Origin of the sequence: Mycobacterium sp. E787, from assembly GCF_001668725.1 — a bacterium.
GTDB lineage: Bacteria > Actinomycetota > Actinomycetes > Mycobacteriales > Mycobacteriaceae > Mycobacterium.
This window is the reverse complement of record NZ_LZKL01000016.1, coordinates 193,410-206,617: the sequence shown is the minus strand read 5'-3', so window position 1 is coordinate 206,617 and position 13,208 is coordinate 193,410. Positions and strand designations below refer to the sequence as shown.

11 protein-coding genes are annotated in these 13,208 nt (G+C 68.6%); 5 read left to right on the top strand and 6 right to left on the bottom strand.

Features of this window, described 5'->3' with window-relative positions; all coding sequences use genetic code 11:
• The first annotated feature begins 83 nt into the window (after positions 1-83).
• Both A5705_RS03175 and A5705_RS03170 read left to right on the top strand, forming a co-directional pair.
• Positions 84-878 carry a thioesterase family protein gene (locus tag A5705_RS03175; RefSeq protein ID WP_068275440.1) on the top strand — a complete coding sequence of 265 codons (795 nt, stop codon included), beginning with the start codon at positions 84-86 and terminating at the stop codon, positions 876-878.
• Positions 875-2,425, top strand: coding sequence for a class I adenylate-forming enzyme family protein (locus A5705_RS03170; protein ID WP_068275327.1), 1,551 nt, complete (start codon positions 875-877; stop codon positions 2,423-2,425). The genes A5705_RS03175 and A5705_RS03170 overlap by 4 nt, the downstream gene beginning before the upstream one ends.
• 8 nt (positions 2,426-2,433) lie before the next feature.
• On the opposite strand, the gene A5705_RS03165 is transcribed toward A5705_RS03170, so the two are convergent.
• Positions 2,434-3,066, bottom strand: coding sequence for a TIGR03085 family metal-binding protein (locus A5705_RS03165; protein ID WP_068275324.1), 633 nt, complete (start codon positions 3,064-3,066; stop codon positions 2,434-2,436).
• A 92-nt stretch (positions 3,067-3,158) separates the two neighbouring features.
• Between A5705_RS03165 and htpG the strand changes: the two genes are divergently transcribed.
• Together htpG and A5705_RS03155 are read left to right on the top strand one after the other, a co-directional pair.
• The gene (gene htpG, locus A5705_RS03160) at positions 3,159-5,102 is read left to right on the top strand and encodes a molecular chaperone HtpG (RefSeq protein ID WP_068275321.1); all 1,944 of its coding nucleotides are present in this window, start codon (positions 3,159-3,161) and stop codon (positions 5,100-5,102) included.
• 89 nt (positions 5,103-5,191) lie between these two features.
• A complete protein-coding gene (locus tag A5705_RS03155) occupies positions 5,192-5,425 on the top strand; it encodes a hypothetical protein (protein WP_067873940.1) in 234 nt (77 codons plus the stop codon).
• A gap of 27 nt (positions 5,426-5,452) precedes the next feature.
• Here the strand turns inward: A5705_RS03155 and A5705_RS03150 are convergent, their stop codons facing one another.
• Complete coding sequence (locus tag A5705_RS03150; RefSeq protein WP_068275318.1) at positions 5,453-6,172, bottom strand: GntR family transcriptional regulator; 720 nt, start codon at positions 6,170-6,172, stop codon at positions 5,453-5,455.
• A 96-nt stretch (positions 6,173-6,268) separates the two neighbouring features.
• On the opposite strand from A5705_RS03150, the gene A5705_RS03145 reads away from it, so the two are divergent.
• On the top strand, positions 6,269-7,570 hold the full coding sequence (locus tag A5705_RS03145; protein WP_068275315.1) for an MFS transporter: 1,302 nt from the start codon (positions 6,269-6,271) through the stop codon (positions 7,568-7,570).
• A 9-nt stretch (positions 7,571-7,579) separates the two neighbouring features.
• Here the strand turns inward: A5705_RS03145 and A5705_RS03140 are convergent, their stop codons facing one another.
• The 4 genes from A5705_RS03140 to A5705_RS03125 form a co-directional block, all read right to left on the bottom strand.
• Complete coding sequence (locus tag A5705_RS03140) at positions 7,580-8,596, bottom strand: B12-binding domain-containing protein (RefSeq protein WP_369829589.1); 1,017 nt, start codon at positions 8,594-8,596, stop codon at positions 7,580-7,582.
• Positions 8,593-9,900: a PP2C family protein-serine/threonine phosphatase gene (locus tag A5705_RS03135; protein ID WP_082956267.1), complete on the bottom strand. Its 1,308-nt coding sequence runs from the start codon at positions 9,898-9,900 to the stop codon at positions 8,593-8,595. Before A5705_RS03135 ends, A5705_RS03140 begins: the two co-directional genes overlap by 4 nt.
• Positions 9,901-10,097: 197 nt before the next feature.
• On the bottom strand, positions 10,098-11,744 hold the full coding sequence (locus A5705_RS03130; RefSeq protein ID WP_068275310.1) for an Nramp family divalent metal transporter: 1,647 nt from the start codon (positions 11,742-11,744) through the stop codon (positions 10,098-10,100).
• On the bottom strand, positions 11,741-13,072 hold the full coding sequence (locus A5705_RS03125; protein ID WP_067873951.1) for a magnesium transporter MgtE N-terminal domain-containing protein: 1,332 nt from the start codon (positions 13,070-13,072) through the stop codon (positions 11,741-11,743). The genes A5705_RS03130 and A5705_RS03125 overlap by 4 nt, the downstream gene beginning before the upstream one ends.
• Positions 13,073-13,208 lie beyond the last annotated feature (136 nt).

Below are 13,208 nucleotides of genomic sequence, written 5' to 3'. Positions count from 1 at the left end.
TTACCGTTGCCGTTCTGACCCGAAAGAGTCGTGCATTGACCGAAACGAAGACCCTGCCGAACGACGTTGATCCGGCCGCGCCGATGCCATACTTCCTGCGCGACGAAAACCGTTTCGTGCCAACCGAAATCGCGCGCGGCGGCTGGGGTCCGTCACTCAGCGGCCACGTGGTGGGCGGCCTCTTGGGCCGGGCGGCCGAACGCGCCGTCGACGACCCCGCATTCCAGCCCGCGCGCCTGACCGTCGACCTTCCCGCACCGGTCGCCCTCGAACCGATCGAAGTGCACACGCAGGTGCGCCACGATCGCCGGCGATTGCGGCTCGTCGAGGCCGTTCTCACCCAGGGCGGTGTCCCCGTCGCGCGGGGGAGTGCGCTGTTCCTGCGGCGCGGCCCGCAGCCCGAGGGGGACGTGTGGTCCCCGCCGGTCCAGATGCCCCCGCTGCCCATCGACGACGGCGCGCAACCGTCGCTGTTCATGCGGACTTACGGTTGGGGCACCGGAATTCAGAACCCCGACCGCGACTGGGCGGACCGCCGCGGACCCAAATACACCTGGCTGCAGGAGACGCGCCCGCTCATCGACGGCGAACCGCTCGGCGCCTTCACCCGCGCGGCGATGGGCGCCGACATCACGGCGTCGCTCGCCAATTGGGGCACGAACGGTTTGCAGTTCATCAACGTCGACTACACCCTCACGCTGACCCGGCTGCCGGACGGGCCATACATCGGGCTGGCCTCGCTCACCCACCACAGCCACGACGGCGTAGCCAGCGGCGCGGCCGTGCTGGTCGACCGGACGGGCCCGATCGGCAGTGCCGTGTCCGTCGCGATCGCGCACTCCGGGTTCCGTCCGATCGCCGAGCCGCCGGCCGGATGACGGTCGGCAGCGACGCCGGCTACTGGGGTCTGATCGCCGACGCGGCGCGGCGGGGGTCGAACCGGGCGCTGCTCGCCGACGACCATGGACGCAGCTTGACGGCGCGCCAGTTCCACGACGCAGCGTGCGCGACGGCCGCCGCGTTCGCCGGCCGGGGGATCGGCGCGGGAACCGTCGTGTCATGGCAGCTGCCGACCACGCTCGAGGCCACCATCGTGATGGCGGCGCTGGCGCGCCTTGGCGCGGTGCAAAACCCGATCATTCCGATCCTGCGCGAGCACGAGGTCGGCTTCATCACCGCGCAGCTCTCGTCGGAATTCCTTGTGGTGCCGGAGTTTTGGCACGAATTCGATTACGGTGGGCTGGCGCGGTCGCTGTCTGCGGGGCGGAGCTTCGAGGTCATCACCGTCGATCTGGCCACCCCGCCGGCGACCGGTGAGATTCGGCTGCCCCGCGCCGATGCCGATTCCTTGCGGCCGCCGCCGGACCCCACAGGGGACGCTCGATGGATCTACTACTCGTCGGGGACCACCTCGTCGCCCAAAGGGATCCGCCACACCGACGCGTCGGTGATGGCCCCCGCGGTGGGCTTGGTGAACAAGATCGGAATCACGGATAGCGACGTGGATCCCGTCGCCTTTCCCATCGCCCACATCGGTGGCGCCGTGATGCTGGCCGCCGCACTGTTGACGGGCATGCGGTTGGCGCTGTTCGAGGTGTTCGACCCGGCCACCACGCCGCTGGCCATGGCGGCGCACAACCCCACGTTCCTCGGCATGGCGACACCGTTCTTCGTGGCGTTCCTCGAGGCCCAGCAGAACCACGGGGACGAGCCGCTGTTCCCCTACGCGCGCGGCGGCCTGGCCGGCGGCGCGCCCATCACCGCCGAGCTGGGGCGCCAGGTCCGCGAAACCCTCGGCCTGCCCGGCATCGCGAACGCGTGGGGGCTCACCGAATTCCCGGTGGCCACCTCACCTTCGCTGACCGCGGCGCCGGAGGTGCTCGACCACACCGTTGGCTCGCCGGGTCCCGGGGTCAGCGTTCGAGTGGTCGGCGACGGGGAAATCGAGCTGGCCGCGGGGCAGGAGGGCGAGCTCCGGCTCAAGGGACCCCAATGCTTCCTCGGCTACGCCGACGGCGCCCTGGACGCCGACGCGTTCGACGCGGACGGCTGGCTGCGCACCGGTGATCTCGGGATGGTCGACGCGGACGGCAACGTCCGCGTCACGGGCCGGATCAAGGATGCGATCATCCGCAACGCCGAGAACGTCTCGGCCCTCGAGGTGGAGAACGCGCTGGCCACCCACCCCGCGGTCGCCGACGTCGCGGTCATCGGGGTGCCCGACCCGCGCACCGGCGAGCGCGTGTGCGCCGTCGTGGTGCCCGCATCGGGCGATGGCGTCTCGCTGGATTCCCTTGTGCAGCACTGCCGTTCGCAAGGACTGAGCCGCTACAAACACCCCGAGCGACTGGTGATCGTCGACGCGCTGCCGCGCAACCAATTCGGCAAGGTGATCAAGAAAGACCTGCGCGCGGCCTTCGGCTGAACCGCTGACTACAACCCCTTCGGCGCGTCGCGGACCGCCTGCACCGCCGCGGCATCGCCGTCGAACTCCACCCGCGCCTCCCGGCCAACGGAGAACAGCAGCAGCTCCTCGGGTGCACCGGTCACGACCACCGTCGTGCCATCGAATTTGCCGGACCCCGCGGTCAGCACCGTCTTGCCCTCCGGGATGCGCAGGGCGACCCGGCCGGGCACCTTGGCCAGCGTCATGCGTGCCATCAGCGACAGCGTGCGGCGCAGCGCCCTGCACAGCCCCTGTTCGAGCACCCGCGGCTCCCAGTCCGGTTGCGCGCGGCGGACGTCCTCGTGGTGGATGAACATCTCCGCGACGTTGGCCACCGGGTCGAGCAGCTTGAACGGGGAGTAGACCGGAGGGCCGGACGCGACCTTGTCGACCAGCTCATCCCACTCCGTCTGCCCCGCCACCTCGTCCTGCAGCTTGGCGGTGTGGGAAGCGAAAAACGAGATCAGGATGCCCGGAGCGGCGTCGGGCCGGTACTCGCGAATCACCAGGTGAGCGGCCAGGTCTCGGGTCTTCCAACCTTCGCACAGCGTAGGCGCATCCGGCCCGACGGCTCGCAGGGTGTCGACGAGGGCGGCGCGTTCGCGTTGTGCAACGGTCATGCGTTCAGGGTAGGGCCAGCCCCTGCGCGTGGGCGACGCGGATCTCGGTAAATTTGAAACGTCATGTCGGGACGCCGAATGTAGGGAAGGCCATGAACGCACGCGTCGAGCAGTTGGAGTTTCAGGCAGAGGCTCGCCAGCTCCTGGATCTGATGGTTCACTCCGTCTACTCCAACAAGGACTCGTTCCTGCGGGAGTTGATCTCGAACGCCTCCGACGCGCTGGACAAGCTGCGACTGGAAGCTTTCCGCAACAAGGACCTCGATGTCGACACCTCAGATCTGCACATCGAGATCGACGTCGACAAGAACGCGCGCACCCTGACCGTTCGCGACAACGGCATCGGGATGACCCGCGACGAGGTTGTGGACCTGATCGGCACGCTGGCCAAGTCCGGCACCGCCGAGCTGCGCCAGCAGCTCAGGGAGGCCAAGAACGCCAAGGACGCCGGGGCCTCGGAGGAGCTCATCGGCCAGTTCGGCATCGGCTTCTACTCGAGCTTCATGGTCGCCGACAAGGTCGAGCTGCTGACCCGCAAGGCCGGCGAGAGCGAAGCCACCCGGTGGGAGTCCAGCGGCCAGGGCACCTACACCATCGAATCCGTCGAGCACGCCCCCCAGGGAACGTCGGTGACCTTGCACCTCAAGCCCGAGGACGCCGAGGACGAACTGCACGACTACACCGCGGAGTGGAAGATCCGCAATCTGGTCAAGAGGTACTCCGACTTCATCGCCTGGCCCATCCGGATGGAGGTCGAGAAACGCACGCCGGCAACTGAGGAGGGCGGCGAGGAGACCGTCACCGTCGAGACCGAGACGCTCAACTCGATGCAGGCCCTGTGGGCCCGGCCCAAAGACGAGGTCTCCGAGGAGGAGTACAAGGAGTTCTACAAGCACATCGCGCACGCCTGGGACGACCCGCTCGAGGTGATCGCGATGAAGGCCGAGGGCACGTTCGAGTACCAGGCCCTGCTGTTCATCCCCTCCCACGCCCCGTTCGACTTGTTCAACCGCGACGCCAAAACCGGGGTTCAGCTGTACGTCAAGCGGGTGTTCATCATGGGCGACTGCGAAGAATTGATGCCCGAGTACCTGCGCTTCGTCAAGGGCGTCGTCGACGCGCAGGACTTGTCGCTCAACGTGTCTCGCGAAATCCTGCAGCAGGACCGGCAGATCAAGGCGATCCGTCGCCGGCTGACCAAGAAGGTCCTGTCCACCATCAAAGACCTGCAGTCCGAGCGGCCGGACGACTACCGCACCTTCTGGACCCAGTTCGGCAGAGTCCTCAAGGAAGGGCTGCTGTCGGACTTCGACAACCAGGACGCCCTGCTGCGCGTGGCGTCGTTCGCCTCGACGCACAGCGAGGAGGAACCGACCACACTGGCCGAGTACGTCGAGCGGATGAAGGACGGGCAGCAGCAGATCTTTTATGCCACCGGCGAGACCCGGCAGCAGCTGCTCAAGTCGCCGCACCTCGAGGCCTTCAAGGCCAAGGGGTATGAGGTCCTGCTGCTCACCGACCCCGTCGACGAGGTGTGGGTCGGCACCGTGACCGAGTTCGACGGCAAACCGCTGCAGTCGGTGGCCAAGGGCGAGGTCGACCTCGACTCCGAGGAGGAGCAGAGCGGCGCCGAGCGCGAGGAGCAGCAGAAGGAGTTCGCCGACCTGCTGGCCTGGCTGACCGAGACGTTGAGCGACCATGTCAAGGAAGTGCGCCTGTCGACGCGCCTGACCGAGTCGCCGGCCTGCCTGATCACCGACGCTTTCGGGATCACGCCGGCGCTCGCGCGCCTCTACCGGGCGTCCGGGCAGGACGTGCCGATCGGCAAGCGCATCCTCGAACTCAACCCGAATCATCCGCTCGTCACCGGCCTGCGGGACGCCCACAAGAACGCGGACGACGACGCGGCCCGCACCCTGGCCGCGGAGACCGCCGAGCTGCTCTACGGCACGGCGCTTCTCGCGGAAGGCGGCGCGCTCGAGGATCCGGCGCGGTTCGCCGAGCTGCTGGCGGACCGGCTGGCTCGCACCATGTGAGCGGAGCGCGTCCGGTTACTCAATGTTCACCATGGTCACAGCAAACACACACGTGATTGAAAACGCGGTACGCGGGATAATCACATTCCATGGCCACGTTTCGAATTGTCGACCCACATGGCGAGATCGTGGCGACAAGGAACTTTGACAACGCGGAGGACGCGCACGCGTGGTTCAGCGGCTCCATCGCCAGTTCCGAGCTGGGCTGGCGGATGGAGGTCGACGACGACGGGCAGTGGGCGTTCTTCGACGACACCGAGGGGTTCACCGCCGTTCCGAGCCGCCGACCGGCGTCGGTGGCGCGCCCGCGTGATCCGCGCTAGGCGGCCGGCGGGCCCGCATCAAATCGTCTATTTCCCAAACCCGTTCGCGTCCTCGGACAGGACGCGGTAAAGCAGTTCCCCGGTGTCGAGTAGATGCCTGCTCACCAGCGCTTGCGCGTTCGCGACGTCGCGCCGGCGCACCGCGCTGAGCAGCGCCGCGTGTTCCCGGTCGGACTGTCCCTTGTAGGACGGCAGACCGAACTTGAGCCGGAGGTAGCGTTCGCCGCGCTCGTGGAGCAGCGCGATCATCGCGAGAAGTTGCGGTCGGTCGGCGGGTTCGTAGAGGCTCGTGTGAAAGGCCTCGTTGCGCGCGACGTACAGTGACGGCTCGGTTTCGGCGGAGGCCGCCTCGCACAATGTTTCGGCTCGGCGCAGCGAGGCCGGCGTGTGGGCCGGTATCGCCAGTCCGATGGCGAGACTCTCGAGCGCGGCGCGCATCTCATAGACTTCGCGCGCCTCATCGGCCGACAGCGGTGCCACGGTGGCACCCTTGTTCATCTCGACCCTGGCCCAGCCTTCGCTTTCGAGTTGGCGCAGGGCTTCGCGCACCGGGATGGCGCTGACCGAGAAATGCCGGGCGATGGCGTCTTGGCGAAGCGGCGCGCCGGGGGCGAGGGTGCCGTCGACGATCGCGGCGCGCAGCGCGTTGGCGATCAGCCGCGGGGTGCTGCCCCGCTCGGCGATCGAAAGCGCCGCGGGGAGTGCGCCGAGGGCTTTGTCCGGGGCGGACGGACCTGTTACGCTCATCACTATATTATATACAATGTGACGCGCAGCGGCCGCAAAGCCCGCGCGCCTGCTCGAATCCCGGCGGTCGGTTGACCGTACCAACGGAGGCGCCGAATGACTTCGACAACGGAACGGGCCGGTGTCGCCCGACGCCGCACACCGCTCAATCGCTCTCAGATCGCCGGATTCTGGGGCGCGTGGACGGGTTGGACGCTCGACGGGATGGATTCGTTCATCTACGCGCTCGTGCTCGCCCCGGCACTGACCGAACTGCTGCCGCGTTCGGGTTTTGCGGCGACCTCGACGAATGTCGGTCTTGCGGGATCGATCCTGTTCGCGCTGTTCCTGGTCGGCTGGGGCCTGTCGTTCATCTGGGGGCCGATCGCCGACCGCTTCGGCCGGACCAAGGTGCTGGCCGCGACCATCTTCACATTCGCGATCTTCACCGGGCTTTCCGCCGCGGCGCAAAACGTGTGGCAGTTGGCGATCTTCCGCTTCATCGCGGGTGTCGGCATCGGCGGCGAGTGGGCGCTGGCGGGCACCTACGTGGCCGAGGCATGGCCCGAGGACCGGCGCAAGATGGGCGCGGGCTATCTGCAGACCGGTTACTACGCCGGATTCTTTCTGGCGGCGGCCCTGAATTACACCGTCGGCGTGCAATTCGGCTGGCGCGCAATGTTTCTGACGGGTGCGGTGCCGATCGTCGTCGCGATCCTGATCTTGACCCGGGTGCAGGAGACCGAGAAGTGGGAGAAGCTCGAGGCCGATCCCGCGGTCCGGGTGAAGCCGTTGCGCGAGATCCTCGGTCCGCGCTACCGGCGCCGCACCTGGGTGGCCTGCGCGCTGCTGACGATTGCGATCGTGGGCCTGTGGGCGGGCGCGGTCTACGAACCGACGGCCGTGATTCAGTTGGCGCAGCACGCGGGCTTCGGCAAGGGCGACGCAACCAGAACCGCGTCCTGGGCCACGGGCCTGTTGTCCATCGGCACCATCCTGGGGTGTCTTGTCGTGCCGGTGCTGTCCGAGCGCATCGGGCGCCGAAAGACCCTCGCGATTTACTTTGCCGGAATGGCGATTTCGATCGCCGGCAGCTTCGGCTGGGCGTTCTATCTGCCCAACGGTCTGGCGCCGTTCATCGCGTGGCTGTTCGTGCTCGGCTTCTTCGGCGGCAACTTCGCCATCTTCAGCCTGTGGTTACCCGAGCAGTTCGAGACGCGCGTCCGCGCAACGGCGTTCGCGTTCTGCACCTCGTTCGGCCGCTTCGTCGGCGCGGGCGTGAACTTCCTGCTCGGCGCGGCGGTCCTGCGCACCCATACCCTGGGGTTGCCCGTAGCGCTGACGGCCGTGGCCTTCGTCATCGGGCTGTTCGTCATCCCGCTGGCTCCCGAGACCCGGGGTGAGGCGCTGCCCCAATAGGTTTCGCGGCTAGCCTGCGGCAAAGTGCTCGGCGATCAGCCGGCTGGCGTGTGGGTACTCGCGCAGCACGACGCCCAACACGCCGGCCAGTTCGCTGAGCATCATGTCGTCGCCGTTGCGGCTGCGGACGAGGTCGGCGATCCAGGCTGCGGTCTCCGGGATTGGACGGTGATCGCCGGTCAGCAGGGCCGCCGAGACGGCGTGCAGGATCTGGTGCAAGGCGTCGTCGGCGATGTCCATGACGCTGTGCATGACGTCGGCCTCGGGCGTGGTCACCGCGGCGACGAGTGACCATCGCTCGCTCAACAGGGCGACCAGGTGGCGGTGATCCTCCTCGAGTGCGGCTTGTTCGGCGGCCGCGGCGTCGGGCAACGGCGCGGCCGGTTCCACGACGGCCGGCAAGCGCCCTATCGCGGCGATGGCACCCGGCGCGTCCGGCGCCCACGCGGTGGCGCCCAGGGCGCGGGCGCGCACGTCGTCGTCGCCAAAGGCGGGACCGCCCACCAGGATCGGCACGCCGACCGCTGTGCTCGCCTCGATGAACCGGCGGCAGGTTGGCAGCGACCCGAGCACCGAGCAGCTGACCGCGACGGCATCGGGCCCGAAGTCTTGAAGGTGCTGATTGAGCCGAAGCGGGTTTGTCGACGCTCCCAGCAGGGTGGTGTCCCAGCCCGAAGCCCGCAGCGCGCAGTGGATGATCATCGCGGGCAGTGCGTGCCATTCGCGTTCCGCGCAGGCGACGACGACGCTGCCCTTCGTGACGGGAACGCGTTGCACGTGCTCCTCGACGACGGAGGTCGCCGAGACAGCCATCGCGGTCGCGGCGTGCTCTTGTGCCACCGTCCATTCGCCGCGCTGCCAGCGGCTGCCGACCTCGCGCTGGGCGGCGGCGATGACGTCGGTGAGCACCGACACCGGGTCAACCCCGGCGGCCAGCATGTCGTGCACCAGCTCGGTGATGGCGGTGGCATCGCCCCTGCCGAGCGCGCGGTCGTAATCCCGCAGCGGATCGGCCGGGAGGCTCAACTGCCGCATGTCACGGCGAGCAGTGCCATGTCGTCGTGGGCGCGGCCGTCGAGGTGTTCGAGGACCTGCTGCTCGACGACTTCGCACAGCACTTCCGGGCCCGCGCCGGCGTACGGGGGCAGCAGGTCGATCAGCCGATCGACGCCGTACTGCCCGTCGGCGCCGAACGCCTCGTCGATGCCGTCGGTGAACATCAGCATCGTGTCGTCGCGGTCCAACCGGATGGTCACCGGTTCGTACGCGAGCCGCGCCACCATGCCCGCCGCGGTGCCGCCCACGTCGACCTGTTCCACCCGGCCGTCGGCGCGCAGCACGATCGGCTTCGGGTGGCCGGCCGAAGCGAGATCCACCCGCAGGCCACCGTCGGCGGCGCGCCGCATCCGGGCGCACACCACCGTGACGAATTGCGCGGTGGCTTCGTCGCACAACACGGCGTTCAACGCGCCCAGGACCGCCTCGGGACGGCGGTCGAAATGCGCTGCGGTGCGGACGCTTTGGCGGGCCCGTCCGTTCAGGGCCGCCGCCTCGACGCCCTTGCCGCACACGTCACCCAGGCACAGCAGCCAGTCCCCGTCATCGCCGTGCGCGTCGTAGAAGTCGCCGCCGATGTCGAGCTGTTCGGCCGCCGGGCGGTAGCGGGCCGCCAGGCGAACACCATCGATCCGGGGCAGGGCGGGCGGACGCAGGCTGTCCTGCAACACCGCGGCGACCCTGGCGCGTTCCTCGTACAGGCGCGCGGTATCCAACGCCAGCGCGGCCCGTTCCGCGACGCGCCGGATGACGGCGAGCTCGTCCTCGAAGGGGCATCGCCCGCCGCCCCGCACCATGACGAGTGCGCCGAACGTCGTGCCCCGCGCGGTGAGCCCGACACCGAGCACGTCGGCGGGCCGCAACGTCGCGGCCTCTTGCACCAGCCGCGGGTGCGGGATCATGGTCGCCAGGCTGCCCTCGGCGTCGGCGCCGAGGGCGACGTGGACGAGCTCGGCCCGCCCGGTCCGCAAGACGCGGCCCAGCCCTTGTGGGTCGACGGAGCGCTGGGAGACGAGGGCATGGAACCCGGCGTCGTCGCCACCGACGAGCAACAGGCCCCCGGTCTGGGCGTCCGGCAAGATAACCACGGACCAGTCGGCGAGTTGCGGGCGGATCATCGTCAGCAGTCGCAGGGCCGTGCGGCGCAGGTTGAGCGATCCGGCGAGCCCATGGGCAACCTTCTCGACCAGCTGGTCACCGTCGCGAACCGACAGGGCTTGTGACGGGCTGACGTCGGTGATCGCCTTGCCGGCAGGGGCTTGTTGCACGCGCATTGCACCACATTTCCCGCCCTGACGGGCGTCGATCGTTTGCGTCGTTGCGAGGGGGTCGCACGGCGGCGGGGAATGGGAACGATGCCGCGTTCGGGAGGAAACCCGCGGGAACTTCCGGTGGCGCATCTGAGGCTGCGAACTCAACCTGATAGCCAATCTACGCATACCGGCGCCGGTGGCGCCACTCGGCTCGCGTGCTAGTGGCTGAGCTGGACGGCCTTGACCACGAGCAATAGCGCGCCGACGACCAGGTAACTGCGCAGGGCGATCATGCCGAGCCGGGTGCCGGGGGACCAGGTGACCGGCTCGAGCAGGGTCAGTGGTGGCATCCGCCAGGTGTCGCGGTCGACGGGACGCGCCGGCTCTTTCGGTGCCGGCGGCGCGGGCTGCCGGCGGGCCATCCAGCGCAGCGTCGGGACCGCGGCCGCCGCGAGCGCGATCAGCGCCAGCGCCAGGTAGCCGGCGACGGCGACGACGTCGATGTGGGGAAACAGGGTGGTGGCCATCAGGATCCCCGACAGCAGCAGCAGGGTGCCCACGATGAGCCCGGCGACCCAGTTCAGCCAGGGCCGATTCACCCACGGCCCCAACACTTCCCGGTCGTTGCACAACAGCAGCAAGAACACGCTGGCGCTGGGCAACAGCAGCCCGGCGAGGGCCTGCACCGCCGTGGTGATCAACCCGAGTGGGGCGCCGGGGATGAGCACGATGGCCGCGGCCAGCACCACCATCGCGGTGTAGGACAGGTAGAACTGTTTGGCGTCGGCAAACCCGCGGTGCAGCGAGTGCTTGAGGCCGAACACGTCGCCGAAGGCGTAGCTGGTGGCGAGTGTCACCGCGGCCGCGCCGATGATCGACGCGTCCATGAGCACGATGGCGAAGAAGGCCCCCAGGGTCGCGCTGTGCTGGCCGAGCAGGTGGGCGACGGCGCCGGCGTCGGTGAAATTACCCACCGTGTCGGTGGAGCGGGCGGCCCAGTCGCCGGTCATCAGCAGCGCCGCCGCGCCGACGATCACGACGAAGGCCCCGATGACGGTGTCGGCGCGTTCGTAGGCCATGAACCGCGGGGTGATGCGTTTGTCGACGATGTTGGACTGTTGGAAGAACAGCTGCCAGGGCGCCACGGTCGTGCCGACGATGGCGATGATCAACAGCACCGCATCCGAGCTCACGCCACCCGAGATGCTGGGAACCACAAAGGACTTCGCCGCGTGCGCCCACTGCGGGTGCGACATCAGCAGCATCGGGATCTGCAACAGGGTGATGGCGATGAAGACGAACATCGCGCGCTCCCAGCGCCGGAAGCTGCCGCTGGCCATGATCGCGACCAACGCCACCGCCGCGATAGGCACCACGACATATTTGGAGATGCCGATGTAATCGGCGGCCAGGCTGATGCCGATGAACTCGGTGACGATGGTCAGGAAGTTGAGCAGGAACAGGTCGCCGACGGAAAACCAGCCCCAGCCGCGGCCGAAGCGTTCGTTGATCAACCGGGCGTGCCCGACACCGGTGACCGCGCCGAGTCGGACCACCATTTCCTGGTTGACGATGAGCACCGGGATGAGCAGCAGCAGCACCCACAGCAGCGAGTAGCCGTAGTTCTGGCCGGCCTGGGCGTAGGTGGCTATCCCGCCTGCGTCGTTGTCCCCGACCATCACGATAATGCCGGGACCGACGATCGCCAGCAGCGTCAGCAGCCGCGTCTTCCACGTCCGCGGATGGTCGACCTCGCTGAGTTTGATGCGCCCGAACGCGCCCTCGATGTCACCGAGGTGCGCGGAGTCGAGCACCGCGCTGTGCGCGGCCACGGGTTCGGCGGTCTTGTCGGCGCTCGGGGTCACGTTGTCTCACCCCCGGAAACGGGCCCGTGGCCATCGGGTTGGGTGATTTCGCGGAACGGGCGGGGTGCGGGTTCACGCCGGCGCCAGTCCTCGGGAATGGTCTCTTCCAGGACGTCGTCGACGGTGACCACCCCGAGCACGCGGTCCTGCTCGTCGACGACGGGGATGGAGTAGAGGTTGAAGTCTGCCATCAACAGCGCGATGTCGGTAAGGTCCGCGTCGGCGCTGACGCACACCGGATCCGAATCCATCAGCGCCCCAACGCTTTCACTGGGTTCGGCCTGCAGCAGGGTGATCACCGACACCACGCCCTCGAGGCGCTTGGCCGCGTCGAGAATGTGCACCTTGACCAACGCCTCCGGCTGAACCGCGCGGGCGGCCCCGATGAGCGCCAGCGCCGAGCCGGCGGTGGCATTGGCGGCACACGAGACGAAGTCGACGTTCATCAGGCCGCCGGCGCTCTCGGGGTTGAACCCCATCAGCGTGATCACCTTGGTGCGCTGTGGGGCCGGCATCAAGTCGAGCACGCGCCGGCGTCGCGACTGGCGCAGGTCGGCGATCGCGTCGGCGGCGTCGTCGGCGCGCATCCGGCCCAGCAGCGCCGCGACCTCGTCGTCGGGCATGCCGTCAAGGAGGCGGCTGGCCTTTTCGGGGTCCAGCTCCTCGAACACGTCGGCTTCCAACTCCGGGTCGCTGTGCACGCGGTCGAGGATTTCGCCGCCCTCGGCCTTATCGGCTTCCTCGAGGAGGTCGGCGATCTCGGCGGCCTTGAACTCGCCGAACCGGTCCGACAGACGCCGCACGGCATCGGAGCGGGCGTGGCCGATCAGCGGTTCGAACGCCTTCCAGTCCCGGGCGGCATGCCCGCCGGACTGCTTGATCAAGCCGAACAGCCGCGGCGGGCGCCGGGTGTCCAGGCGCGCGAGCACCCACCCGGAGCCGGTGTCTTCCAGCTCGACATCGTAGGCACGCACCAGATCGACGGCGGCCACATCGATCAGCCGGTGGCCCAACACGTCGGCGCGCAACAGCACCTCGCCGTCGCGACGCTCGAAGCCGCGGAGGTCAACCTTGTTCTTTGTCAGCACGATTCGCCCCGGCGCGAACTCGTCGATGGACTTGCTGCCGACGAACACCCGCCGCCCGCCGACCCCGGCGACGATCCCGGTCACGGGCGGATAGTCGTCGGCGTCCCGCAGCCGCACGATCACGTCCTCGACGCGGCCCACGGCCTCACCGGAGCGGGCCAGGACCGGCGCGCGCAGCAGCTCGGAGAGATGGATTACCGGCAGCGCGCCGCGGGGCTCCGCGGTCTGCGATGTGCTCACTTGTCCTCCTCAACGCTGTGCGATAGTCGCCCGCAGAATGCCACGTGCGGGTGCGGCTTACAACCAGGTTCGGTGATGGCGCAAGTATGGTGACATGACCGGCTCGGCCGCCAGAGCATACGCCCCCGTCGCGGCG